The sequence below is a fragment of the Pseudomonas sp. S32 genome, from assembly GCF_016648095.1.
Classification (GTDB): Bacteria; Pseudomonadota; Gammaproteobacteria; order Pseudomonadales; family Pseudomonadaceae; genus Aquipseudomonas; species Aquipseudomonas parafulva.
On the sequence record NZ_JACVVF010000028.1, the window covers coordinates 40,792 to 65,756 of the forward strand.

General features: G+C 62.9%; 26 protein-coding genes. 20 read left to right on the forward strand and 6 right to left on the reverse strand.

Features of this window, described 5'->3' with window-relative positions:
- Position 1 precedes the first annotated feature (1 nt).
- The 8 genes from IAE38_RS16005 (at position 2) to IAE38_RS16040 (ending at position 6,202) form a co-directional block, all read left to right on the forward strand.
- Positions 2–403: an ExbD/TolR family protein gene (locus tag IAE38_RS16005; protein WP_201214847.1), complete on the forward strand. Its 402-nt coding sequence runs from the start codon at positions 2–4 to the stop codon at positions 401–403.
- Between the two features lie 212 nt (positions 404–615).
- Positions 616–1,197: an alpha/beta hydrolase gene (locus IAE38_RS16010; protein WP_201165476.1), complete on the forward strand. Its 582-nt coding sequence runs from the start codon at positions 616–618 to the stop codon at positions 1,195–1,197.
- A gap of 63 nt (positions 1,198–1,260) precedes the next feature.
- Complete coding sequence (locus IAE38_RS16015) at positions 1,261–2,091, forward strand: sigma 54-interacting transcriptional regulator (RefSeq protein WP_201218276.1); 831 nt, start codon at positions 1,261–1,263, stop codon at positions 2,089–2,091.
- A 175-nt stretch (positions 2,092–2,266) separates the two neighbouring features.
- Positions 2,267–3,052, forward strand: coding sequence for a MetQ/NlpA family ABC transporter substrate-binding protein (locus IAE38_RS16020; RefSeq protein ID WP_201165475.1), 786 nt, complete (start codon positions 2,267–2,269; stop codon positions 3,050–3,052).
- Between the two features lie 205 nt (positions 3,053–3,257).
- The gene (locus IAE38_RS16025; protein ID WP_201165474.1) at positions 3,258–3,923 is read left to right on the forward strand and encodes an amino acid ABC transporter permease; all 666 of its coding nucleotides are present in this window, start codon (positions 3,258–3,260) and stop codon (positions 3,921–3,923) included.
- Positions 3,904–4,563, forward strand: coding sequence for an amino acid ABC transporter permease (locus tag IAE38_RS16030; RefSeq protein WP_060480850.1), 660 nt, complete (start codon positions 3,904–3,906; stop codon positions 4,561–4,563). The genes IAE38_RS16025 and IAE38_RS16030 overlap by 20 nt, the downstream gene beginning before the upstream one ends.
- Complete coding sequence (locus IAE38_RS16035; protein ID WP_201218277.1) at positions 4,560–5,333, forward strand: amino acid ABC transporter ATP-binding protein; 774 nt, start codon at positions 4,560–4,562, stop codon at positions 5,331–5,333. Before IAE38_RS16030 ends, IAE38_RS16035 begins: the two co-directional genes overlap by 4 nt.
- Entirely contained in the window at positions 5,330–6,202 is an 873-nt protein-coding gene (locus IAE38_RS16040) for a transporter substrate-binding domain-containing protein (protein WP_201218279.1), read from the forward strand. Before IAE38_RS16035 ends, IAE38_RS16040 begins: the two co-directional genes overlap by 4 nt.
- A gap of 34 nt (positions 6,203–6,236) precedes the next feature.
- Here the strand turns inward: IAE38_RS16040 and IAE38_RS16045 are convergent, their stop codons facing one another.
- On the reverse strand, positions 6,237–8,600 hold the full coding sequence (locus tag IAE38_RS16045; RefSeq protein WP_201218280.1) for a penicillin acylase family protein: 2,364 nt from the start codon (positions 8,598–8,600) through the stop codon (positions 6,237–6,239).
- An 88-nt stretch (positions 8,601–8,688) separates the two neighbouring features.
- Here IAE38_RS16045 and IAE38_RS16050 point away from each other — a divergent pair, with 88 nt between their 5' ends.
- On the forward strand, positions 8,689–9,255 hold the full coding sequence (locus tag IAE38_RS16050; protein WP_201218281.1) for a sugar O-acetyltransferase: 567 nt from the start codon (positions 8,689–8,691) through the stop codon (positions 9,253–9,255).
- Here IAE38_RS16050 and IAE38_RS16055 read toward each other — a convergent pair.
- Positions 9,234–9,803, reverse strand: coding sequence for a DUF6436 domain-containing protein (locus IAE38_RS16055; RefSeq protein ID WP_060480845.1), 570 nt, complete (start codon positions 9,801–9,803; stop codon positions 9,234–9,236). The two genes, IAE38_RS16050 and IAE38_RS16055, sit on opposite strands and share 22 nt — an antisense overlap.
- A 102-nt stretch (positions 9,804–9,905) precedes the next feature.
- Between IAE38_RS16055 and IAE38_RS16060 the strand changes: the two genes are divergently transcribed.
- Positions 9,906–10,832: an alpha/beta hydrolase gene (locus tag IAE38_RS16060; RefSeq protein WP_201218282.1), complete on the forward strand. Its 927-nt coding sequence runs from the start codon at positions 9,906–9,908 to the stop codon at positions 10,830–10,832.
- Here IAE38_RS16060 and IAE38_RS16065 read toward each other — a convergent pair whose 3' ends face one another.
- Positions 10,833–11,585, reverse strand: coding sequence for a DUF2059 domain-containing protein (locus IAE38_RS16065; RefSeq protein WP_201165464.1), 753 nt, complete (start codon positions 11,583–11,585; stop codon positions 10,833–10,835). It abuts the gene before it with no gap.
- A gap of 120 nt (positions 11,586–11,705) precedes the next feature.
- On the opposite strand from IAE38_RS16065, the gene IAE38_RS16070 reads away from it, so the two are divergent.
- Positions 11,706–12,329, forward strand: a complete 624-nt coding sequence (locus IAE38_RS16070) for a 2OG-Fe(II) oxygenase (protein ID WP_201218284.1) — start codon at positions 11,706–11,708, stop codon at positions 12,327–12,329.
- Positions 12,316–12,837, forward strand: a complete 522-nt coding sequence (locus IAE38_RS16075) for a DUF523 domain-containing protein (RefSeq protein ID WP_201165462.1) — start codon at positions 12,316–12,318, stop codon at positions 12,835–12,837. The genes IAE38_RS16070 and IAE38_RS16075 overlap by 14 nt, the downstream gene beginning before the upstream one ends.
- 21 nt (positions 12,838–12,858) lie before the next feature.
- On the opposite strand, the gene IAE38_RS16080 is transcribed toward IAE38_RS16075, so the two are convergent.
- A complete protein-coding gene (locus IAE38_RS16080) occupies positions 12,859–13,326 on the reverse strand; it encodes a transporter substrate-binding domain-containing protein (RefSeq protein WP_201218285.1) in 468 nt (155 codons plus the stop codon).
- Positions 13,327–13,604: 278 nt separating this feature from the next.
- Entirely contained in the window at positions 13,605–14,834 is a 1,230-nt protein-coding gene (serA, locus tag IAE38_RS16085) for a phosphoglycerate dehydrogenase (RefSeq protein WP_028632095.1), read from the reverse strand.
- Between the two features lie 166 nt (positions 14,835–15,000).
- Between serA and IAE38_RS16090 the strand changes: the two genes are divergently transcribed.
- The 4 genes from IAE38_RS16090 to IAE38_RS16105 all read left to right on the forward strand — a co-directional run bounded on the left by IAE38_RS16090 (position 15,001) and on the right by IAE38_RS16105 (position 19,107).
- On the forward strand, positions 15,001–16,398 hold the full coding sequence (locus tag IAE38_RS16090; RefSeq protein ID WP_201218288.1) for an FAD-binding oxidoreductase: 1,398 nt from the start codon (positions 15,001–15,003) through the stop codon (positions 16,396–16,398).
- Between the two features lie 25 nt (positions 16,399–16,423).
- A complete protein-coding gene (locus IAE38_RS16095) occupies positions 16,424–17,089 on the forward strand; it encodes a fumarylacetoacetate hydrolase family protein (protein WP_201218286.1) in 666 nt (221 codons plus the stop codon).
- Positions 17,090–17,197: 108 nt separating this feature from the next.
- Complete coding sequence (locus IAE38_RS16100; protein ID WP_201218287.1) at positions 17,198–18,118, forward strand: SdiA-regulated domain-containing protein; 921 nt, start codon at positions 17,198–17,200, stop codon at positions 18,116–18,118.
- Between the two features lie 86 nt (positions 18,119–18,204).
- A complete protein-coding gene (locus IAE38_RS16105) occupies positions 18,205–19,107 on the forward strand; it encodes an SdiA-regulated domain-containing protein (protein ID WP_028632091.1) in 903 nt (300 codons plus the stop codon).
- A 33-nt stretch (positions 19,108–19,140) separates the two neighbouring features.
- On the opposite strand, the gene rpiA is transcribed toward IAE38_RS16105, so the two are convergent.
- A complete protein-coding gene (rpiA, locus tag IAE38_RS16110) occupies positions 19,141–19,815 on the reverse strand; it encodes a ribose-5-phosphate isomerase RpiA (RefSeq protein WP_028632090.1) in 675 nt (224 codons plus the stop codon).
- Positions 19,816–19,949: 134 nt separating this feature from the next.
- Here rpiA and ilvA point away from each other — a divergent pair, with 134 nt between their 5' ends.
- The 4 genes from ilvA (at position 19,950) to ptsP (ending at position 24,864) form a co-directional block, all read left to right on the forward strand.
- Complete coding sequence (gene ilvA / locus IAE38_RS16115; RefSeq protein WP_060480839.1) at positions 19,950–21,464, forward strand: threonine ammonia-lyase, biosynthetic; 1,515 nt, start codon at positions 19,950–19,952, stop codon at positions 21,462–21,464.
- Between the two features lie 44 nt (positions 21,465–21,508).
- Positions 21,509–21,934 carry a DUF2269 family protein gene (locus IAE38_RS16120; protein WP_060480838.1) on the forward strand — a complete coding sequence of 142 codons (426 nt, stop codon included), beginning with the start codon at positions 21,509–21,511 and terminating at the stop codon, positions 21,932–21,934.
- A 148-nt stretch (positions 21,935–22,082) separates the two neighbouring features.
- On the forward strand, positions 22,083–22,562 hold the full coding sequence (locus IAE38_RS16125) for an RNA pyrophosphohydrolase (protein WP_028632087.1): 480 nt from the start codon (positions 22,083–22,085) through the stop codon (positions 22,560–22,562).
- A gap of 22 nt (positions 22,563–22,584) precedes the next feature.
- Positions 22,585–24,864, forward strand: coding sequence for a phosphoenolpyruvate--protein phosphotransferase (gene ptsP / locus IAE38_RS16130; RefSeq protein ID WP_201165456.1), 2,280 nt, complete (start codon positions 22,585–22,587; stop codon positions 24,862–24,864).
- The last annotated feature ends 101 nt before the right edge of the window (positions 24,865–24,965 follow it).

Sequence of the window (24,965 nt, forward strand, 5' to 3'; positions counted from 1 at the left end):
CATGGCGTTCTCGACCCAGGACAGCGACGAAGTCCTCAGCGAAATCAACGTGACGCCGTTGGTGGATGTAATGCTGGTGCTGCTGGTGGTGTTCATCGTCACTGCACCGCTGCTCACCAATGCCATCCCCATCAACCTGCCCAAGACCGAGGCCGTGGCCCCGGTGGAGCAGAAGGACCCGCTGGTGGTCAGCATCGATGGCAGCGGCAAGCTGTTCATCAACAAGGACGAGATCCAGCCTGACGCGCTGGAAGGCAGCCTCAAGGCCGCCAAGGCCAAGGATGCTGACCTGCGTGTGCAACTGCAGGCCGACGACGGCGTGAACTACGGTGAGGTGGCGCGCGCCATGGCCGCCATCGAACGTGCCGGCATCAGCAAACTGGCGGTCATTACTGCGCGCTGATGCCATCAACCTCTTCAGGCAATGCTTATGGGCCATATCTCTTGGCAGGGGATGGCCCTTTTTTTCGCCGCTGTGGGTAACAGGCGCCGCGGGCAAACCCGCTCCCACAGTTTAAAGTTTTAGTTATTAACAAATAGCTTCTTATTCCTTTACGAATATAACCCCCACCCTATACTGGTCTCCAAGCACGCAAACACCCCTGGAGGCGTCCCATGCGCAATGAGTCAATTCGTTACCTGATTGTGCCGGGCTGGCAAGGATCGCCAGACAACCATTGGCAGAGTCACTGGCAGCGCACCCTGCCCAACAGCGCGCGGGTGGAGCAGCACGACTGGCTCACCCCGCAGCGCCAGGACTGGGTGCAGGCGCTGGAGCAGGCGATTGCCGCCGAGCGCTCGCCCGTTATCCTGATTGCCCACAGCCTTGGCTGCATCACGGTTGCCCACTGGGCCGCGCAAGCCAGCCCCGGCCTGCTACGGCGGGTACGGGGGGCATTGCTGGTGGCGCCGGCCGATGTGGAGCGGCCAACCTGCGCGGCGGCGCTGCGCAACTTCGCGCCCATCCCCGGCGCGCCACTGCCGTTTCCAAGCCAGGTCGTCAGCTCCGACAACGACCCGGCGGTGAGCGTACCGCGGGCGCTGTCGCTGGCTCAGGCCTGGGGTGCCGAAGCGGGGTTGCTGAGCAATGCGGGGCACATCAACGTGAAGTCAGGCCATGAGCGCTGGGAGGGCGGTTTCGCTTACCTGTACCGCCTGCAAAGCCGGGTGGAGCAGCGCGCACTGCGCCGTGCCTGACAGCCTTTTCTGTTTATTGTCGGCGTGAAGCCGGGCCCAGCAGGGCCGGTGTGGGAGTTTGTCATGACGTTTCAAAACCCGTTTGGCCAGCCGCTGCTGACCTTTCCCGAACTGGACAAGAGCCCACTGAGCATTCGTGCCAAGGCCCTGGTGTTCATCGACCCCCGCTCGCAGCAACTGCGTGAGGACCTGGAACGCCTGGCACCACTGCCATTGCCAGTGCTCATCCGGGGTGAAACAGGTTCGGGCAAGGAACTGCTGGCCCGCCAGATCCACCGCGCCAGTGACCGCAGCGGCCTGTTCGTCTCGGTCAACTGCGCCGCCATCAGTGCGACCTACGCCGATGCCGAGCTGTTCGGCTACAGCGCCGGCAGCCAGGGGGGCACGGCCAGTAGCCGCGCCGGTTGGTTCGGTTCGGCCAACGGCGGCACGCTGTACCTGGACGAAATTGCTGACCTGCCGTTGACCATACAGGGCAAGCTGCTGGCAGCCTTGGAGAACCGTGAAGTGACGCGGGTAGGCGCGCAGAAGCCGCAGCCGGTGGATGTCCGCCTGGTGGCTGCTACCAGCATCGACCTGGCCCGGGTGGTCAAGGCCGGGCGGTTCAATGAGCGCCTGTATCAATACTTGCGCGAAGGTGCGCTGGAGTTGCCACCCTTGCGCGAGCGGCCCGGCGATATCCTGGCGTTGGCCGAGTATTTCGTGGGGATCTACAGCGTTCGCCTGCAACGGTCGGTACCGCTGGTGAGCGAGGCGGCGCAGCAGTTACTTGAGGCTCACCCCTGGACGGGCAATACCCGGGAACTGGAGAACGTTATCCACTTTGCCTTGCTGGTCAACGACGGGGAAGAGATCCTGCCTCAAGACCTCGATTTGCCCAGCGCTGCGCGGTAGCACGCGCTAATAAGCAAATGGGTAGGTGGCATTTTGATTTTGGAATAAGCAGCTAATTAAAAGATATTGTTCCGGCATAAAAAATCTAGGTATTGTCCGCCTCACGCCCGCTGAATCGTCGGTAGGCACATATATCTGCCATCGCCGATGGCCCGCATTCAGAACAAGGATCACCATGAAGAAGACCCTGCTGACCACCGCCCTGGCTGCCGCCCTGTCGTTCGCCGGCCTGGCCGCTGCCGCCGAAAAACTGGTGGTTGCTGCAACCCCCGTACCCCATGCCGAGATCCTGGAGCTGATCAAGCCGACCTTGGCCAAGGAAGGGGTGGACCTGCAGATCAAGGTCTTCACCGACTACGTGCAGCCTAACGTGCAGGTAGACCAGAAGCGTCTGGACGCCAACTACTTCCAGACCCTGCCGTACCTGCAGAGCTTCAACGAGGGCAAGGGCACGCACCTGGAAACCGTGATCGGCGTACACGTGGAGCCCTTCGGTGGCTACTCCAAAAAATTCAAGAGCCTGAAAGACCTGCCAGAAGGCGCCACGGTTGCCATCCCCAACGAAGGCAGCAACAGCGGCCGTGCATTGCTGCTGCTGCAGAAGGAAGGCCTGATTACCCTGAAGGATCCGAAAAACGCCCTGGCAACGCCCAAGGACATCGCCGAGAACCCCAAGAAGTTGAAATTCCGCGAGCTTGAATCGGCCATGCTGCCCCGCGTACTGGACCAGGTGGACCTGGACATGATCAACACCAACTACGCCCTTGAAGCCGGCCTGAACCCGGCCAAGGATGCGCTGGTGATCGAAGGCAGCGACTCGCCTTACGTGAACTTCCTGGTAGCCCGCCCGGACAACAAGAACAGCGACGCCATGCAGAAACTGGCCAAGGCCCTGACCAGCCCCGAGGTGAAGGCATTCATCGCCAAGAAGTACCAGGGTGCTGTGCTGCCAGCGTTCTGATGCGTTTGCTGCTGGTAGTGTGACCTGACGCCGACACTGATGTGTCGGCGTTTTTATTTATTGGGGCATTGGGCGGGCTGCGGGTGGCGGTTTGGCCCCCCTTCATACGCAAACTATGGATATTCCATAAAGGTATTTATCTAAAGTCTTTTAGAGCATTAGAGTCTATCTGTCGTGCCGCCCCTCACCCTGTAGACATGCTCCCATGACCCTCGACACCGCCTTCATCCTCAGCACACTACCCACTTTTCTCAAGGCCGTTGGGGTGACGTTGCAGGTCGGCCTGATCGCCATTGCCACGTCACTGCTGGTTGCCCTGATCAACGCCAGCTTGCTGGTCCTGCGTGTTCCCTACCTGTGGCGGCTGGTGAAAGCCTATGTGGAACTGGCACGCAATACACCGCTACTGATCCAGCTGTTCTTCATCTACTTCGCCCTGCCAAGCCTGGGTGTGAAGGTTTCCGGGTTTGCAGCCGCGATCATCACCATGACCTTCATGGGCGGCGCCTACTTGACCGAGGTGCTCAGAGCCGGTGTCGAAGCCGTCCCCAAGGCTCAGCTTGAGTCCGGGCGCTCCATCGGGCTGTCCGAAGGGCAGTTGCTGCGCCACGTGGTACTGCCCCAAGCCGGCATCCTCAGCCTGCCGGCACTGTTCGCAAATTTCATCTTCCTGTTGAAGGAAACCACAGTGGTATCGGCGGTGGCGGTGCCAGAGATCCTCTACACCACCAAGAACTACATTGCCCTGTACTACAAGACCTACGAAATGCTCACGGTGCTGACCCTGCTCTGCGTGTTGCTGTTCCTACCCCTTTCATTGCTGCTGCGTCACGTGGAACGGAGGCTGCAAGATGGCCAGTTCGGCAATTGAGCTGCTGACCCAGGCGCTGCCGCAGCTGGCAGGCGGCGCCGCGCAAACCCTGGCTATTTCTGCGCTGGGCATTGTATTCGCGACGTTGGGGGGTGTGCTGTACGGCGTACTGGCAACCCTGGGCAGCCGTGTGCTGGATATCGCGCTGCAGGTGTACCTGGAGCTGTTTCGCGCCATCCCGGTACTGGTGTGGCTGTACCTGGTGTTCTTCGGCTTGCCGATCTTTTTTGCCATCAGCATTCCCAGCTTCTGGTGCGCCGTACTGGTACTGGGCCTGTGGGGTGCCAGTGAAGTCGGCGAGGTGGTACGCGGCGCGCTGCGCTCACTGCCACGCGGTCAGCGTGAAGCGGGCCTGTCGATCGGCCTGGCGGGGTGGCAGCTCTACGGCTACGTGCTGCTGCCGCAGGCGCTCAAGCGCATGACCCCGCCCACCATCAATATCTACACGCGGATCATCAAGACCAGTTCGCTGGCGGTGTTGATCGGCGTGGTCGAAGTGATCAAGGCGGGCCAGCAGATCATCGAGCGCACCTACGAGTCGGTGCTCATTTATGGGGCGCTGTTTCTGTTCTTTTTCATCGTTTGTTATCCACTGTCGGCCGCTTCACGCGTGCTGGAACGGCGCTGGGCCCACTCATGAACGCATTGATCGAATTTCAGGGTTTCAACAAGTATTTCGGTGAGCACCAGGTGCTCGAAAACGTCGACCTGAAAGTGGCCGCCGGGGAAGTCGTGGTCATCCTCGGCCCCAGCGGTTGCGGCAAGAGCACGCTGCTGCGTTGCCTCAACGGCCTGGAGCAGGCCCACAGCGGCCAGTTGCGCCTTGCCGGGCAGGCGCTGTTGGCGCCCGGTACGGACTGGCGCGCGGTTCGCCAGCGTGTCGGCATGGTGTTCCAGAGCTACCACCTGTTTGGCCACATGAGCGTGCTGGATAACCTGCTGCTGGGCCCGTTGAAGGTGCAGAGGCGTGAACGCGGTGAGGCCCAGGCCCAGGCCGAGGCATTGCTGGCGCGTGTCGGCCTGCTGGACAAGCGCGACGCCTTTCCACGGCAGTTGTCTGGTGGCCAGCAGCAGCGCATCGCGATCGTGCGCTCGCTGTGCATGAACCCCGAAGTGATGCTGTTCGACGAGGTCACCGCAGCGCTCGACCCGGAAATGGTCAAGGAAGTGCTGCAGGTGATCCAGGGCCTGGCCCGTGACGGCATGACCTTGCTGATTGTTACCCACGAAATGGCCTTCGCTCGCGCGGTGGCCGACCGCATCGTGTTCATGGAGGCCGGCAGGATCCTTGAACAGGGCGACCCCGAGAGCTTCTTCACCCAACCGCAAACCGCACGCGCGCAGCAGTTCCTGGAGAAATTCTCCTTCGTAGAAACCCTGCCGAAAACATTGCACAAGGAACTGTCATGAGAATTGCCCACTACACCAAACTGCTCGCACCCCTCCTGGGCCTTGCCCTGCTTGCCGGCTGCAACAAGGCCGACGAGCCGCCCAAACCCGGTGTGGCATCACCGGCTACCAGTTACCTGGAAACCATCAAGGCCAGGGACAAGCTGATCGTCGGGGTATTCACCGACAAGCCGCCGTTCGGTTTCGTTGACGAAAAGGGCCGCTACGTTGGCTTCGATACCGACATTGGCCGTCGCCTGGCCAAGGACCTGCTGGGTGACGAGAACAAGGTCGAGTTTGTTGCCGTGGAGCCGGCCAGCCGTATCCCCTTCTTGCAGAGCGACAAGGTGGACCTGATCCTTGCCAACATGACCGTGACCCCCGAACGTAAAGAGGCCGTGGATTTCACCAACCCCAATTTGCGGGTGGCGGTACAAGCCATTGTTGCCGATGGCAGCCCGGTGCAGAAACTCGACGACCTAGCCGACAAGACCATTATCGTCACCACGGGCACCACAGCTGATATCTGGCTGACAACGCATCATCCGGACTGGAAGCTGTTGAAGTTCGAGAAGAACAGCGAGTCGCTCCAGGCCTTGGCCACCGGCCGTGGCGATGCCTACGCCCAGGACAACCTGATCCTGTTCAGCTGGGCCAAGCAAAACCCGGGCTACCGTGTATTGCCTGAGTTGCTGGGCGATGAGGCGCCCATTGCGCCGGCGGTGAAGAAGGGCAACACCGAACTGCGCGACTGGGTGAACGCCGAGCTGGCCAAGCTGGGCGAAGAGAAGTTCCTGCTGAAACTGTATGACCAATATGTACGCAAGGAGCTGAGCGACGACACCAAGCCCGAGAGTGTGATCGTAGAAGGCGGCAAGTGGCAGGGGTGACGGGCTGGCCGGGGCTGCGTAGCAGCCCCGCTGATCAACCGCCAGGCACGAGTCTCAAGGTACTGTGCGCCGGAATGGCCCCCATCTGTGTTTTCTGGTACTGCCCCTGCACATACCCCTCGGCCTGGTCCGCGTAGTGCTTGTCGAAAGGCACGCCGCTTTGCCCGACCGGGTTACTGGTCAGTGCCTGGCTGGCATCGGCGAAGTCGATCAGGCGCCGGGTGGACGGGCCGTAGGTGACCGGCCACGGCGCGGGGCCGATCTTGGCCGATAGATTGTTGGGCACTTCGTGGGTGCCAGGGGCCGGGATCGGGCCCACGTTGAACAGCAGGTTCAGGGGCTTTTGCACACCCAGCGGGTGGTTATGGGTGAGGGTATGCGCCTTGCCCCACTGCCAACTGGCGGGGTCGTCGCCCAGGGCCTTGCGCAGGTGCTGCACCGTCTGTTGCCAGGCCACCCGCACAACCCCGGTGCGGTCGGTGGGCTGGCTGGCGCCGCGGGTGTTCCACCAGGGGGAACCGGCGTCGGCGGCGAGGCGTGGCAAGGCAGCGTCGATGGCTCGGGTGCTGATGAGTACCGGGAACCAGGCGTCACCCAGTTCGTCATGCATCGCGGCAAATGCCAACTCATACAAGAACTGGTTGAACACCGTGGCGTTGATGGAGCCCAGTGGGTAGTCGCCCTCCCAGGCCGCCAACTGTTCCACCAGCTCCTTTTCCTCATCACCCTCGGCTACTGCGCGCAGTGTCGCCAGCAGTGGCGCCAGGGTGCGCGGGCCGTAGTCACTGGAGGTGTCGAGCTGCAGGGCCTGGCTGTTGGCGGTGTTCCATTGGGTTTGCGTGTCTGCCAGCAGGCGATCGAGCTGGCGGCCCCGGTCGGGCAGGTTGTAGTAGCCGGGTATCGGCATGACGGCCGGCGGCTGGTAGTTGGCCGAAACGATGTACCCACTGGCAGGGTTTTCCTGTTGCGGGTTGGCGCTGAAGGGGTAGAAACCCAGTTTGTCCGCCTGGGTACTGCTGCCATCGAGGATGAATGCCGGGTTCACACCGTCAGGGCGGATCGGCAAGCGCGCCGCCGCCCACCAGCCGATATCACCACGGGCGTTGGCCCACACGAAGTTCAAACCGGGTGCATGCACCTGGGCGGCGGCCTGGCGCATCTTGCCCAGGGTGTCGGCACGGTTGAGCTGGTAGAAACCGTCGAGAATGGGGTTTTCGGTTTCCAGAAACGCCCACCACATGGCAATGGGCGTGTTGCCCGCCGACTCCCCAAGCACATCATTGACGATCGGGCCGTGGGGGGAGCGGCGCAGTTGCAGGGTGACCGGCTGCCCGCCCTTTACGGAAATGGTCTGTTCGCTGTGCTCCAGTGGCTGCCACTGGCCCTTGACCAGTACCTGCTGGGCATCGGCTGGGTTGGGCCTTTCTGCGATCAGGTCGATGTCATCGTTCTGGAACATGGTCAGGCTCCAGCCGAAATCACGGTTATGGCCCAGCAAGGCGAAAGGGTTCAGGGCCTGGAAGTACCCGTACAGGTTGAAACCCGGTGCCGACAGCTCCGCTTCATACCACACTGCCGGCGCTGCAAAGCCGATATGCGGGTCGCCGGCCAACAGCGGCTTGCCGCTGCGGGTGCGGCTGCCGGCCACTGCCCAGGCATTGCTGCCTTCGAACTGCGGCACGGCCAATGCCGTCAGCGCGTTGTGGCTGACCGTGGCCAGGGTTTCCAGGCTGCGCCAGTCGGCAGCCGCCAGCGGCGTGCCCAGTGCGCCGCCTGGTTGCCAGGCGAGGTCGAAGATGCCCAGGTACTCAGGCCCCAGCTGATCGCGGATGAAGGTGAGTGCAGGCTCGGTGCGGAATGCGGCGGCAAAGCTGTAGGCCAGGTACCCGGCGATGCTCAGGGTGTCCTCGGCGGTGAAGGGGCGCGGGCTGATGCCGAGCAAGTCGAACTCCACGGGCTTTGGGTGGCTGGCCTGCCAGCTGTTCACCCCGGCGAGGTAGGCCTGCAGTGCGCGCCAGGCAGGGGCCTGGTGGTCTTGACGCTGGGCCATCAGGGTGGCCTGCTCCCGGATGCGCAGGCTGCGGAACAGGGTATCTGTAGGGACCAGTTTTTCACCCAGCACTTCAGCCAGCTCGCCCCGTGCCAGGTGGCGCAGGATCTCCATCTGGAACAGCCTGTCCTGGGCGTGCACGTACCCCAGTGCCCGGTACAGGTCAGGCTCGTTCTGCGCCTGCAGGTGCGGCACACCCCGGGTGTCGTAACGCACGCTGACGGGGGCCTGCAGGCCGGCGACCACTACCTCGCCGTCGCGGCGCGGCAGTTTGCCCTGTACGTATACGTAGCCAGCCCCGACGGCCAGGGCGATAACGACAACCAACAGGGCCAGGCCGCGCTTCATGCAGTCTCCTTTGAGTGATTGGGCAGATTGTGTGGTCCGATCATCGACACATTCGCGAAAAGAGCATAGCCCCCAGGCAGGAGTTTCCATGTCACTCAGCGAAAAACAGAAAATGCTGACAGGCCAGCTGTACCACGCCACCTGTCCAGAGCTGCAGGCCGAGCAAAGCGCCAACCGGCAGTGGATGCTACGGTACAACGGCGGTGCAGAGATGCCCTCGCAAGCCCGCCATGGGCTGTTGGCCGAGCACCTCGGCCACATCGGCGACAACACGGTGATTCGCCCGCCGTTTCACTGCGACTACGGCTACAACATCAGTGTGGGCCGTAACACGTTCATGAACTTCAACTGTGTGATTCTCGATGTACTGCCTGTGCGCATCGGCGACGATTGCCAGATCGGCCCCAACGTGCAGATCTACGCGGCTGACCACCCCCTGGACCCCGAGGTGCGTCGCACCGGCCTTGAGAGCGGGCGGCCGGTGACCATTGGCAACAATGTATGGATCGGCGGCGGGGCGATCATCCTGCCTGGCGTGACCATTGGCGATGATGCGGTGGTGGGCGCTGGCAGCGTGGTCACCCGTGACGTGCCGGCGGGCGCTGTGGTGGTGGGCAACCCGGCGCGTATCCGTCAACCGGCCCACGGGCAATAGCAGCCAACGGCCAAGGTATTGGATGCCTGGACCTGGCGGCCGTCGAGCAGTGCCTTGAGGATCGGCTCGATGAAGCTGTTGCTGGCGTTGCACACCGCGCCCTCGCTGTAGGGGCCAAAGTAGGCCAGATGGCCTTGGCGGTCCCAGATGGCGACCGCAGGTGAGGCCGGCAGCCGTTCGCTGCCCGGCAGGCTGGCCAGGGGCTGCAAGGCGGTCAGGTCTGCAGGCATGCGGCCTTGGCTGCCAGGCTTTTGCAGCACATAAAACCTCACGCCTTTGCCTGCGAACTGGCCAACCAGGTCGGCTAGGTGCTGTTGGTTGCCAACGTTGCAGGGGCAGGCCGGGTCGCGAAAATGCACCACGCGGATGGGCCCGGGGCCCGCAAGCGCTGCAGGCAACTGCAGCTGGCTGCCATCGAACACCGTGGCCTGGTTGTCGAACGGGCGCAGGTAGCGGGCCTGGAAACTGCTGTAGGCCTGCCAGAGGATGACTGCGCCCACGATCAGGCCAAGCGCCAGGCACGACGTTTTGAGGGTTCGGGTATTCATGAACCGGATGCAGGCTCGTGTGGGGTGAACGGCAAGCTTGCCACGGCGCGGCCATGAGCTGAATATCCCAAGTCAATACTTGTTGCACTGTGGATGTACCCGATGCCCGCTGCCTTTCACCCCGACCTGTTGCGCACCAGCCTGGCCCCTCTCGGCGCGCGCCAGCCGCTGTCGGCGCATGCCCAGCATTATCAACGCTTCTATGGTCTGGATGTGCCCGTGCACAGCTGGCTGGGCAGCTTCCCCGTTGCTGGGTTCGAGGTGGTGGGGCAGGTGTGGTCGCCCCTGCAGCCGAAGGCAACGCTGTTTCTGCTGCACGGTTATTACGACCACATGGGCTTGTACCGGCATGTGATTGCCTGGGCGCTGAAACATGGTTTTGCGGTGATCAGCTGCGACCTGCCGGGCCATGGCTTGTCCAGCGGCGAGCGTGCCAGCATCGATGACTTTGCGGTGTATCAGCAGGTGCTCGACGCCCTGTTCGAACAAGCTCGGGCACTGCGGCTGCCCCACCCGTGGCACCTGTGCGGCCAAAGCACCGGTGGTGCAATCGCCGTCGACCACCTGTTGCACCAGGCCGAGTACAGCCCTGTGGATGGCGAGGTCATCCTGTTGGCACCCTTGGTGCGCCCGTGTGCCTGGGGCTGGTCGAAGTTCAGCTACCAGGTGCTGCGTCACTTTGTGAACGGTATCGAACGGCGCTTCAGCGACAACACCAATGACCCGGCATTCCTGGCGTTTCTTCAGGCCGACCCGCTGCAGCCCCGTCGCCTGCCCACGGCCTGGGTGGGCGCGCTGATCGCCTGGATCAAACGCATAGAAGCCGCGCCCTGCAGTGCACGGCACCCGGTGATCGTGCAAGGGGAGAACGACGGCACTGTGGACTGGCCGTACAACCTCGCCGTGCTCAAGGCCAAGTTCGACACGCCCCGGGTGCTGATGCTGCCCGGGGCCCGCCATCACCTGGCAAACGAGCTACCGGCTATCCGCCAGCGCTATTTCGATTTCCTCGACCTGCAGATAGGCTGATCAATTCAGCTGGTTGGCGTCCTGGCCAACAGCCAGCCCCGCGCGCACGGCGGTGAGGGCAGCCTGGTAATACGCCTTGCCATCGGCAGATTCGGCGAAGGTGGCGAATTCTTCCAGCTCGGCATCCGACAAATCACGGTAGACGTACAGCAGGGTGTTGTTCAGGTCTTCGCCAATCTGGTTCATCAGGCGCTGGCGCTGGCCGTCGAGCAGGCCCTGTGCCTGACCACCGCCGAACAGGCCGGGGATCATGGAGCTGAGGCTGTCGGCTGCCACGCCTGCGATGGCCAGGCTGACCTCGGCACCGGCTTCCCGGGCCGGCAGGGCTTGCGCGAGGTGGCCGATGATCAGCAGGCGAGTATCGCTGGCCTGAATCTTTGGCAGGCCCTGGGCATTGCGTGCCAGTTCATCCTTGCGCGTGGCCTTGAGCTCGGCGGCCACCACCTTGCGGCCCAGGGGCGACTGGAAAAACGCCAGGGCCGGCGCCGGGTTGGGCAAGGCGGTGCGCAGTTGGGCTTGGGCACGCCGGTCCATGGCCTGGGCCTGGAAGCGCTGGTTGCTGTTGCTGACCAGCGCCTGGTAAACGGCCGGCGGCAAGCTGTTGCGGTAGCGCTGCTGGGCGGCGGTGACGGCATCGGTGAAGTGGGCGCGCTGGTCGGGCCAGCCAGCGACCTTGTACAGCTGATCCAGGGTATCTGCCCAGACAGGTACGGTGCAGATCATCAGCAGAATCAGGGAAAACAGACGGCGCATTCAAGACTCCTGTCGGCAGGTGGCTATTGTCTGTGTGGCAGCGGCTGTTTGTCGAGATATGTGCGTGGTTCTCGGCCAAGTGGCGCTGTGCGCCGATCTGACGAATGGATATGATGCGCCATGCAAAATTCCCCTGAAAACCCGATGCTAGCGGCCGTCGTCGACGATCTGGCCACCCGTGGCTGGTCCCAGCAAGCGCTTTTTTTACCCGGCGACCTGGTGCGGGCGCTTGCGAGCGAATGCCGGCGGCGTAATGCCGAAGGTGAGATGAACCCTGCAGGCGTAGGGCGCGGCGCCTCCCAGGAGGTGCGTGAAGCCATCCGCGGCGACCAGATCCAGTGGGTCGACCCGGGCCAGGCCGATGCCTGCGACCAGTACCTGGCTGCGATGGACCAATTGCGCCTGGCGATCAACCAGGGCCTGTTCCTCGGCCTGGAAGACTTCGAGTGCCATTTTGCGTTGTATCCGCCGGGTGCGTTCTACCGCCGCCATCTGGACCGCTTTCGCGACGATGACCGGCGTACGGTGTCGGCAGTGCTGTACCTCAACGAAGGTTGGCAGCCCGAGGACGGCGGCCAGTTGCGCATGTTCCTGGCCCAGGGCGTTGAGCATGATGTCGAGCCTGTGGCCGGCTGCCTGGTGGTGTTTCTGTCGGGCGATGTGCCCCATGAAGTACTGCCGGCAGGCCGCGAGCGGTTGTCGTTGACCGGCTGGTACAGGCGACGCGGCAATGACCCGTTCTGAATTGCCCAAGGTGCTGGTGAGCGCCTGCCTGCTCGGCCAGCCTGTGCGTTATGACGGGCGTGCCAGCGGCCACCCTGACCTGCTGCAGCGTTGGCAGGCAGAGGGGCGAGTGGTGCCGTTGTGCCCAGAAGTGGCTGGCGGTTTGCCCACGCCGCGGCCCGCTGCAGAAATCCCGGGCGGGCAGGGCACGCAGGTGCTCGATGGCCATGCGCAGGTGCTGACGCTGCTGGGGGAGGATGTAACCCCCGCGTTTCTCGCAGGTGCACACCAGGCATTGGCGCTGGTGCAACGGCATGGCATTCAGGTGGCGGTGCTGAAGGCCGGTAGCCCATCGTGCGGCAACCTGCTGACGTACGATGGGTCCTTCAGTGGGGTGAAGGTGGCCGGGCAGGGGGTGACTGCTGCCCTGTTGCTGCGGGCCGGGGTGCAGGTGTTCAGCGAGCTGGAGCTGCCGGAGGCGGAGCAGGCACTGGGGTGCGTGCTATCGCAAGCTGCGCCCCGCCGCTGACCGGTGTGGCTGCCGCTGGGGTCAGGGGCTGAACCATTTTTGCTCAAGCTCGGCGGTGCGGCCGCTGTCCTTGAGGCGCTGCAGGGCGTTGTTGAGCGCGCTTTCGAACGCGGGGTTGTCTTGCTGGAAGGGGATCACCAGCTTCTGCTCGCCGCCGAATGACTGGCTGGCGTCAAGCGGGCTATCGGCCTTGGGGGCCTCGCTGGCAGGCGTGAGCGCTACGTCGTACTTGCCGCTTTCCACACCCGGGATCACGTCCGGTGCCGGGGCTTCGATGAACTCGGCGCGCAGGTCCAGCTCTGTAGCCAGTGCCTGGCCGAACTCGATGTCGAAACCGGTCAAGTGGTCGTCCTGCTTGAAGGCATACGGCGAGTTGTCGGCTTGCACGGCAATACGCAGTTCACCGCGGTCGGCGATTTCGTCCAGCAGCTCTGCCTGAGCCAGTGGGCTGATCAGTACTGCCAGCAGTACTCCTATGGTCGAACGCATGCTTGCCCCTTTCTTTCAGCTAATGAGTACCTGTCGTCATGGCTTTCTTCCTCGCCGTGATCGAGCGCAGCCTATGACATTGAAGTCTCGGCGATGTTTGACCGCAGGCCAAAATTTTCTGCACAGGCAGGTATGTGGCAGACGGGTTATCGGCGACTCTCAGCCGTGGCAAGTCCGGCCCCTGAAGTTGCGAAGATCAAGCGCCAAAGCAAAAGCCCAGGTTGCTTGACTGACGGGTGTCAGCAACCTGGGCTTTGCTTGCCGCGGGGGCAGCGTACTTAGAACAGCACGCGGGAGCGGATGGTGCCCTTGACCTGTTGCAGTTTTTCTTGCGCCAGGTCGGAGTATTCAGCGTCGACGTCGATCACCACATAACCCACTTTCTCGTTGGTTTGCAGGAACTGACCGGAGATGTTGATGCCGTTCTCGGCAAACACCTTGTTGATCTCGCTGAGCACGCCCGGGATGTTCTCGTGGATGTGCAGCAGACGGTGTTTGCCAGGGTGCGCCGGCAGGGCCACTTCAGGGAAGTTGACCGAGGACACGGACGTACCGTTGTCGCTGTACTTGACCAGCTTCTCGGCGACTTCCAGGCCGATGTTGGCCTGGGCTTCTGCGGTGGAGCCACCGATGTGCGGGGTGAGGATGACGTTGTCCAGGCCGCGCAGCGGGCTTTCGAACTCTTCATCGTTGGAGCGCGGCTCTACCGGGAACACGTCGATGGCGGCGCCGATCAGGTGCTTGTCCTTGATCGCGGCGGCCAGGTGGTCCAGCTCTACGACGGTGCCGCGGGCGGCGTTGATCAGGATCGAGCCCTTCTTCATCGCGCGGATTTCCTTCTCGCCGATCATCCACTGGGTGGAGGGCAGCTCAGGTACGTGCAGCGACACGATGTCGGCCAGGCCCAGCAGTTCGTGCAGGCTGGTGACCTGTACCGCGTTACCCAGCGGCAGCTTGGTCAGCGGGTCGAAGAAATAGACCTGCATGCCAACGCTTTCGGCCAGTACCGACAACTGAGTGCCGATGGAGCCATAGCCGACGATGCCCAGCTTCTTGCCACGGATCTCGAAGGAGTTGGCCGCGCTCTTGATCCAGCCGCCACGGTGGCAGGATGCGTTTTTCTCCGGGATGCCGCGCAGCAGCAGGATGGCCTCGGCCAGTACCAGCTCGGCCACCGAGCGGGTATTGGAGTACGGGGCGTTGAATACCGCGATACCGCGCTGGCGGGCAGCTTCCAGGTCGACCTGGTTGGTACCGATGCAGAAGCAGCCAACGGCGACCAGTTTCTTGGCGCAGTCGAAGATTTCTTCAGTCAGTTGGGTGCGTGAGCGGATACCGATGAAATGGGCATCGGCGATCTTTTCCTTCAGTTCGGCTTCGGGCAGCGAACCAGTGAGGTATTCGATGTTGGTGTAGCCGGCAGCCTTGAGGGTATCGACCGCATTCTGGTGTACACCTTCAAGAAGAAGGAACCGGATCTTGCTCTTTTCAAGAGAAGTCTTGCTCATCTGCGTAAACCTGTATCCCGAAGAAAAATGGCGAGAGGCAGCCCCGCTGGGGCGGCCCTAGCATGAACAGAAGGAGCGCTATGCTAGCATACGCGACACACTCTGAGCTTATCCCGACAGGTGAAGTGTGCTCAGGGTGACCATGAATAAGTCGAGAGTTCAGGCGATGATCCAGCGCGCTTCACTAGATGAGCTGATGACCCTTGTCGACCCTGGCAAGGTGCTGACCGACGCGGCCTCACTGGAGGCCTACGGCAAGGATTGGACCAAGCATTATCCACCTGCGCCCAGCGCCATCGTGCTGCCCAGAACGGTCGAGCAGGTGCAGGCCATCGTGCGCTGGGCCAATGCCCACAAGGTGGCGCTGGTGCCCTCTGGCGGGCGCACCGGGTTGTCTGCGGGTGCGGTTGCCGCCAAGGGTGAAGTGGTGGTGGCCTTCGACTACATGAACCAGATCCTGGGTTTCGATGCCTTCGACCGCACCGTGGTCTGCCAGCCTGGGGTGATTACCCGGCAACTGCAGGCCTATGCCGAAGAGCAGGGTTTGTATTACCCGGTCGACTTCGCCTCCAGTGGTTCCAGCCAGGTCGGTGGCAATATCGGCACCAATGCCGGCGGCATCAAGGTGATTCGCTACGGCATGACCCGCAACTGGGTGGCCGGGCTGAAGGTGGTCACCGGTACCGGCGAGCTGCTGGAACTGAACAAAGGCCTGGTCAAGAACGCCACCGGTTACGACCTGCGCCACCTGTTCATCGGTGCCGAGGGTACCTTGGGGTTCGTGGTGGAAGCCACCATGCGCCTGGACCGCGCGCCGCGCAACCTCACCGCCATGGTGCTGGGCACGCCGGACTTCGACTCGATCATGCCGGTGCTGCACGCATTTCAGGGCAAGCTGGACCTGACGGCGTTCGAGTTCTTCTCCGACAAGGGGCTGGCCAAGATCCTTGCACGTGGGGATGTGCCTGCGCCGTTCGACACGCCTTGCCCGTTCTATGCATTGCTGGAGTTCGAGGCCAGCACCGATCAGGTGGCCGATGAAGCCCTGGCCACGTTCGAGCATTGCGTGGCGCAGGGCTGGGTGCTGGACGGGGTCATGAGCCAGAGCGAAACGCAGCTGAAGAACCTGTGGAAGCTGCGCGAGTACCTGTCCGAAACCATTTCCCACTGGACCCCTTACAAGAACGATATTTCGGTAACCGTATCGAAGGTGCCGGCCTTTCTGCGCGATATCGATGCCGTCGTCCAGGCCCATTACCCCGACTATGAGGTGGTGTGGTACGGCCATATCGGGGATGGCAACCTGCACCTGAACATCCTCAAGCCCGAGCACATGAGCAAGGACGCGTTTTTTGCCTCTTGCGCCCGGGTCAACAAATGGGTGTTCGAGATCGTCGAGCGCTACAACGGTTCCATTTCCGCCGAGCACGGCGTCGGCATGACCAAGCGTGACTACCTGGGCTACAGCAGGTCGCCGGAAGAGATCGCCTGCATGAAGGCAATAAAGGCCGTGTTCGACCCTAACGGCATCATGAATCCGGGTAAGATCTTCGCACCTGAATAAAAAGCAGTATCCAGAGGAGTCGGCCATGAGTTACCAGCACCAGTACGTAGACGGCACGCGCATCCATTTCCCGCTGGGCAAGGTGGTGTGCATCGGTCGCAACTACGCCGAGCATGCCAAGGAACTGGACAACCCCATTCCGACCGAGCCGTTGCTGTTCATCAAACCCGGCAGTTGCGTGGTGCCGGCCGAGGGCGGTTTCAAGATCCCGGCCGATCGAGGCTCGGTGCACTACGAAGTGGAAATCGCCGTGCTGCTGGGCAAGTCGCTGTCCATCCGGCCAACCCCGGAGGAGGTGCTGGACGCCATTTCCGGTTACGCCCCGGCACTGGACCTTACCCTGCGTGACCTGCAGGCCAAGCTCAAGGAAAAAGGCCTGCCCTGGGAGCTCGCCAAGTGCTTCGACGGGGCCTGCGTGTTGCCGCCCTTCGTGTCTGCCTCCAGCTTCGAGGACACCACAGCCATCCCGGTACGCCTGACGGTGAACGGTGAAGTGCGCCAGGATGGCAGCAGCGCCATGATGCTCAACCCCATCGTGCCCATGATCCAGCACATGGCCGCACAGTTCTCGTTGCAGGCCGGGGATGTGATCCTGACCGGTACGCCGGCTGGGGTAGGGCCATTCATTGCGGGTGACGAAGTGGTACTGGAGCTGCCAGGCGTCAGCCGCTTCGAAAGCCGCGTGCTCTGACCTGGCCTGCGCCCCACCGCGGCGGCGGTGGGGTTTTGTTTACCGATTTTTTCACACCCTATCTGGATAATGCGCTGATCCCCGCCCATAACACAGGATCCTGCTCGCATGCCCTCTTCATCCACGGCCCCGGTGGCCCCGATGCGACGCTTCTACCTGCGCTGGCCCTTCGCCCTGGCCGTGGTGGCGGCAATCGCTTATGGCGTGGCATTTCTCATGCACTGGGATGACCGCGGCATGCTGTGGGTCAAGGAGCACTTCGAGACCACTGCCGAACGCGGCGAAAGCGTTTGGTTACCGGACTACAAAGTGGAAATCGACGCGAAACCCCTTCCGGGCATGGCGGATGACGAAGCGTCAGACCTCGCCTTCAACCCCAGCACGCGCACGCTGTTTTCCGTCATGGGCAAAAAGCCGATTTTGACCGAGTTGAATCTGGACGGTGATGTACTGCGCAACATCCCGCTCAAGGGCTGGGCCAACCCTGAAGGTGTCACGGTGATGGAGGGCGGCTACATGGCCATCACCGATGAGCGTCTGCATGACCTGACTGTCGTCAAAGTGGATGCGAGCACCACGGAGTTGAACCACGCCGATTTCCAGAGCCATGACCTGGGCCTCTCTGAAAATGGCAACAAGGGTTTCGAGGCCGTGGTCTGGGACCCTCGGCGCCAACGCCTGGTGATCGGCGAAGAACGCCCGCCGCGGCTTTATGAATGGCGCAGCAACGGGCAAGGCCTGCTGAGTGGTAACAAGACGGCGTTGCCCGCCGACCCGCTGGACCTGCGCAACCTCTCGGCACTGGGCATCGACCCGCGCACCGGGCACTTGCTGGCGCTCTCCGCCGACTCGCACATGCTGCTGGAGCTGAACGACAAGGGCGAAAAGATCAGTTTCATGACTGTACTTGGAGGGTTCAACGGCCTGCAAAAAACCATCCCCCGTGCCGAAGGGGTGGCCATGGATGACCAGGGCACCCTGTACATCATCAGCGAGCCCGCGCTGTTCTACCGGTTCAAGAAGGGCTGACGACTGCTCGATGCCTGGGTGATGGCATTAAGCTTTACTTCAGTTGTCTGTGGTTAGATTCGTCACCTTTCGTCGAGCCTGCCCGCATGCCCCGCTACCTGCGTTTGTCGTTGATCCCCGTGGCCCTGTGCCTGCTCGTGCTCGGTTGGGCAGGGCAGGAGCTGCGTCTTTTCGAGCGCGCCTGGTTCAACCTCAAGGCCTGGTGGCACCCTGCCGAACAGGGCATCGGCCTGGACCGTTACCGGGTAGCGGTGGAAGCCCGGCCGGTGGAGGGGCTGGACGACGACCTTTCGGCGCTGACCTATGACCCGGACCGCAAAACCCTGTTTACCGTCACCAATGCCCGTTCCGAACTGATCGAGCTGTCGCTCGAGGGGCGCATTCTGCGCCGCGTGCCGCTGACCGGCTTTGGTGACCCTGAGGCGGTCGAGTACGTGGGGCCCAACAGCTACGTCATCACTGATGAACGCCAGCAACGGCTGATCCGTGTGCGGCTGCAGGATGACACCCCGTTTCTGGACGCGGCCGATGCCGAGCAGCTTACCTTGGGCATCGGCCTGAATGGCAACAAGGGCTTCGAAGGGCTGGCCTACGATTCTGCCGGCAAGCGCCTGTTCGTGGCCAAGGAGCGGGACCCGATGCTGATCTACGAGGTACACGGGTTCCCCCACGACAACCCGCAGCAGCCCTACGCCGTGAACGTGGTTCAGGACAGCAAACGCGATGCGCGGCTGTTTGTACGCGACCTGTCCAGCTTGCAGTTCGATGAGCGCAGCGGGCACCTGCTGGCGCTGTCGGACGAGTCGCGCCTGCTGCTGGAGCTGGATGTACAAGGCAAGCCGCTGAGCACCCTGTCTTTACGCAAGGGTGCCCATGGGCTGAAGGCGACGGTGCCGCAGGCGGAGGGCGTGGCGATGGACGATGCCGGCACCCTTTATATGGTCAGCGAGCCGAACCTGTTCTACGTGTTCAAGCTGCCGGCCCCATGAACCGGCGGGGCCGCGCCCCAGCCCCACCCAGGCTTATTCGGCTTTCAGGCTCTTCACGCCATCGGCGGTGCCCAGCAGCAGCAGGTCTGCCGGGCGAGCGGCGAACAGGCCATTGGTTACCACGCCGACGATGGCATTGATCTGTGCTTCCAGCTCGACCGGGTTGGTGATCTGCAGGTTGTGCACATCGAGGATCACGTTGCCGTTGTCGGTGACCACACCTTCACGGTACACCGGGTCGCCGCCCAGCTTTACCAGCTGGCGCGCCACGTGGCTGCGGGCCATGGGGATGACCTCGACCGGCAGCGGGAAAGCGCCCAGCACAGGCACCAGCTTGCTGCCGTCGGCGATACAGATGAAGGTTTTGGCGACCGCCGCGACGATTTTCTCGCGGGTCAGGGCTGCGCCACCGCCCTTGATCAGGTTCAGGTGCTCGTCGCTCTCGTCGGCGCCGTCCACGTAGAACTCCAGTTCGCTGACGCTGTTCAGCTCGAATACCGGAATGCCATGGCCCTTCAGGCGCTGCGCGGTAGCCTCGGAGCTGGCGACGGCGCCATCGAAGGCGGCCTTGTGCTGGGCCAGGGCGTCGATGAAGAAGTTGGCGGTGGAGCCGGTCCCGACGCCGACAACGCTCTTTTCATCCAGCTTGGGCAGAATGAAGTCGACAGCGGCCTGGGCGACGGCCTGTTTGAGTTGGTCCTGGGTCATGCGGGCTCCGAAATGGGGCAGGGCGTTTTCAAAGGGGCCTAGTATAACGGCTTGCAGGGCTTTGCTGTGGTCGCCCGACGTAGCGCTGGGGTAGACTTCCAGGCCTTGTCCCGCGGCCCAGTGATGCTTTCCAGATGCTCGAACAGTACGTCAAGAAGATCCTCACCTCGCGCGTCTATGACGTTGCCGTCGAAACCCCGTTGCAGCCTGCCGGGCAGCTCAGCGCACGCCTGGGTAACCAGATCCTGCTCAAGCGCGAAGACCTGCAGCCGGTGTTCTCGTTCAAGATCCGCGGGGCCTACAACAAGCTGGCGCAACTGACCCCGCAGGAGCTGGCCCGGGGCGTTGTCACGGCATCGGCTGGCAACCACGCTCAGGGCCTGGCCCTGGCGGCGCGGGAAATGGGCATCAAGGCAACCATCGTGATGCCCAAGACCACCCCCGAGATCAAGATCGAGGGCGTGCGCTCGCGGGGCGGTAAGGTGGTGCTGCACGGCGACTCCTTCCCCGAGGCACTGGCCTACTCGCTGAAACTGGTCGACGAGAAGGGCTTCGTCTACATCCACCCGTACGATGACCCGCACACCATTGCCGGGCAGGGCACCGTGGCCATGGAAATCCTGCGCCAGCACCCTGGCCGGCTGGATGCCATCTTCGTGCCCGTGGGCGGCGGGGGCCTGATTGCCGGCATTGCCGCTTACGTGAAGTACCTGCGCCCCGACATCAAGGTGATCGGCGTGGAACCGGACGACTCCAACTGCCTGCAGGCGGCGATGGCTGCAGGTGAGCGGGTGGTGCTGCCGCAGGTGGGCTTGTTCGCCGATGGCGTGGCGGTGGCGCAGATCGGCCAGCACACCTTCGATATCTGCCGTCACCATGTGGACGAAGTGGTCACCGTCAGCACCGATGAAATTTGCGCCGCCATCAAGGATATCTACGACGATACCCGCTCCATCACCGAGCCTGCCGGGGCACTGGGTGTGGCCGGTATCAAGCGCTACGTGGAAATGTATGGCGTGACGGGCCACACCCTGGTGGCCATCGACTCAGGCGCCAACGTCAATTTCGACCGCCTGCGCCATGTGGCCGAACGAGCCGAGCTGGGTGAAAAGCGCGAGGCGATCATCGCCGTGACCATCCCGGAGCGGCCAGGCAGCTTCAAGGCGTTCTGCGAAGCGATCGGCAAGCGGCAGATCACCGAGTTCAACTACCGCAAGCATACCTCCGACGAAGCCCACATCTTCGTCGGCGTGCAAACCCACCCGGAAAACGACCCACGTGCCGCCCTGGTGCAGCAACTGGTGGATCAAGGCTTCCCGGTGACCGACCTTACCGACAACGAACTGGCCAAGTTGCACATCCGCCACATGGTCGGCGGCCATTCGGCGGGCGCCAGCGACGAAATGGTACTGCGCTTCGAGTTCCCGGAGCGGCCAGGCGCGCTGTTCAACTTCCTCGACAAGCTGGGGGGGCGCTGGAACATCTCCATGTTCCACTACCGCAACCACGGGGCGGCAGACGGGCGCGTGGTGGCGGGGCTGCAGGTGCCGGAAGAGGAGCGTCACCTGGTGCCTGCGGCGCTCGCCAAGATCGGCTACCCCTACTGGGACGAAACCGAAAACCCGGCCTACAAGCTGTTCCTGGGCTGAACGGCTAAGCTTGGGCGTGCACCGCAGGCCAAAGGACACACGAGATGGAACACCTGACCACCCTCAAGACGCTCCATGTGATCGCCACCGTGCTCTTGCTGCTGGGGGCCGCAGGGCTTGCCTTGTGGACCCTGCGTGCTTACCGAAAGGGCGACCCACAGCCCTGGGCCAGGTTGTTGCAGCGCCCGCTGATCTTCGTCTGGCTGGTCATGGCCGTGTGCCTTGTCAGCATGCCGTTCACCGGCTGGTGGCTGGTGCACCTGGTTGGCTGGCCGCTGGGGCAGACCTGGCTGCTGGCCTCTAGCGTGCTGTATACCTTGGGCGCTTTTGCCGCAGCCTGGCTGTTGCTGCGCCTGAACCGCTTGCGCAAGGCGCAGGCCGTGGGTTTGCGCTACACCTTGGCGCTGTCGCTGTTCAGCGGGCTGTGCTTCCTGTCCATCGCCGGGCTGATGGGCGCCAAGCCGGTCTGAACCGTACCTGTGAGGCAACTGGGCAGGTTGGCAAGCACCCAGGCTGGCTATCCCGCAGCCCTTGCTGCATATAAGCCGGGCAGGCGCGTTGCTGCGCTCGCAGGCTTTGTGGAACAATGCGGTGACATGCGTTTGCGAGGTTGCTGCCGTGATCGACCCGGATGGTTTTCGCCCCAATGTAGGGATCATTCTTACGAATGATTCCGGGCAGGTGTTATGGGCTCGCCGGATCAACCAGGATGCCTGGCAATTTCCCCAGGGTGGTATCAACCCTGACGAGACGCCGGAAGATGCCCTGTACCGCGAGCTGAACGAAGAAGTTGGCCTTGAACGCGACGATGTAGAAATTCTTGCCTGCACCCGTGGCTGGTTGCGTTATCGTTTACCCCAGCGGCTGGTGCGTACCCACAGCCAGCCCCTGTGCATCGGCCAGAAACAGAAGTGGTTCCTGCTGCGGCTGATCAGCAATGAACAGCGGGTGCGCATGGACCTGACCGGCAAGCCGGAATTCGACGGCTGGCGCTGGGTGAGTTACTGGTACCCGCTGGGGCAGGTTGTGACATTCAAGCGCGAGGTTTACCGCCGCGCCCTGAAAGAGCTAGCACCGCGTCTTCTGACGCGCGACTGACGACGGAGTTCGACCCCGAGCCATGCTCAATACGCTGCGCAAGATCGTCCAGGAAGTGAACTCCGCCAAAGATCTCAAGTCGGCGTTGGGGATCATTGTCTTGCGTGTCAAGGAAGCCATGGGCAGCCAGGTCTGCTCGGTTTACCTGCTCGACCCGGAAACCAACCGCTTCGTGCTGATGGCGACCGAAGGCCTCAACAAGCGCTCCATCGGCAAGGTCAGCATGGCGCCCAACGAAGGCCTGGTGGGCCTGGTGGGCACCCGGGAAGAGCCGCTCAACCTGGAAAACGCCGCTGCCCACCCGCGCTACCGTTACTTTGCCGAAACCGGCGAAGAGAGGTTTGCATCGTTCCTGGGCGCCCCCATCATCCATCACCGTCGTGTGGTGGGGGTATTGGTCATCCAGCAGAAGGAGCGGCGCCAGTTCGACGAAGGTGAGGAAGCCTTCCTGGTCACCATGAGTGCCCAGCTGGCGGGGGTAATCGCCCACGCCGAAGCCACTGGCTCCATCCGCGGCCTCGGCCGACAGGGCAAGGGCATCCAGGAAGCGCGCTTTGTCGGCGTACCGGGCTCGCCGGGTGCTGCCGTGGGGCGTGCCGTGGTCATGTTGCCGCCCGCCGACCTGGAAGTGGTGCCGGACAAAACTGTCGAAGACATCGACGCTGAACTGGCCCTGTTCCACAACGCCCTCGAGGGCGTGCGTGCCGACATGCGCAAGCTGTCCGCCAAGCTGGCTACCCAGCTGCGCCCCGAAGAGCGGGCGCTGTTCGATGTGTACCTGATGATGCTCGAGGACGCGGCCCTGGGTGGCGAGGTGCGCGATGTGATCCGCACCGGCCAGTGGGCCCAGGGCGCCCTGCGCCAGGTGGTGGGCGAGCACGTCAACCGCTTCGAGCTGATGGACGATGACTACCTGCGTGAGCGTGCCTCTGACGTCAAGGACCTGGGGCGGCGGCTGCTGGCCTACCTGCAACAGGCGCGTTCGCAGTCGCTGGTGTATGCCGAAAACACCATCCTGGTGAGTGAAGAGCTAACCCCGGCCATGCTGGGCGAAGTGCCTGAAGGCAAGCTGGTGGGCCTGGTTTCGGTACTGGGCTCGGGCAACTCCCACGTGGCGATTTTGGCCCGGGCCATGGGTATCCCCACGGTGATGGGCCTGGTTGACCTGCCGTACTCCAAGGTCGACGGTATCGAACTGATCGTCGACGGTTACAAGGGCGAGGTGTACACCAACCCCAGCGAGGTGCTGCGCAAGCAGTACAGCGATGTGGTGGAGGAGGAGCGCCAGCTGGCCAAGGGCCTGGACGCCCTGCGTGAGCTGCCGTGCGTGACCCCGGACGGCCACCGCATGCCGTTGTGGGTGAACACTGGCCTACTGGCGGACGTGGCGCGCGCGCAGCAGCGCGGCGCCGAAGGGGTAGGCCTGTACCGCACCGAAGTGCCGTTCATGATCAACCAGCGCTTCCCCAGCGAGAAAGAGCAGCTGGCGATCTACCGCGAGCAATTGGCGGCGTTCCACCCGCTCCCGGTCACCATGCGTACGCTGGACATCGGCGGCGACAAGGCGCTTTCGTACTTTCCGATCAAGGAAGACAACCCCTTCCTGGGCTGGCGTGGCATCCGCGTCACCCTCGACCACCCGGAAATCTTCCTGGTTCAGACCCGGGCCATGCTCAAGGCCAGCGAGGGCCTGAACAACCTGCGTATTCTGCTGCCGATGATCTCGGGCATCCACGAGCTGGAAGAGGCCTTGCACCTGATCCACCGCGCCTGGGGCGAAGTGCGTGACGAAGGCACTGACGTGCCGATGCCACCGGTGGGGGTGATGGTAGAAATCCCGGCCGCGGTGTACCAGACCAAAGAGCTTGCGCGGCAGGTGGACTTCCTGTCGGTGGGTTCCAACGACCTTACCCAGTACCTGCTGGCGGTGGACCGCAACAACCCGCGTGTGGCGGATTTGTACGACTACCTGCACCCGGCGGTGCTGCAGGCGCTCAGTACCGTAGTGCGTGACGCACACGGTGAAGGCAAGCCCGTGAGCATCTGCGGCGAAATGGCCGGTGACCCGGCTGCGGCGATCCTGTTGATGGCCATGGGTTTCGACAGCCTGTCGATGAACGCCACCAACCTGCCGAAGGTGAAGTGGATGTTGCGTCAGGTCGACATGGTCAAGGCCAGGGAGCTGCTGGCCGAAGCAATGAGCCACGACAACCCGCAAGTTATCCACAGCTCGTTGCAACTGGCCCTGAAAAATCTGGGGCTGGCGCGGATGATCGGGCCTGGGGCTGACAAGACCTTGTGATGGCCCCGCGCCATGCGCCAAAGCGTACGCGCGCCAATGCCCCAGGCATCATTGGCCCGAAACAAACGTAGGAGCGAGCAAAGCTCGCGATGCGCCGCGCG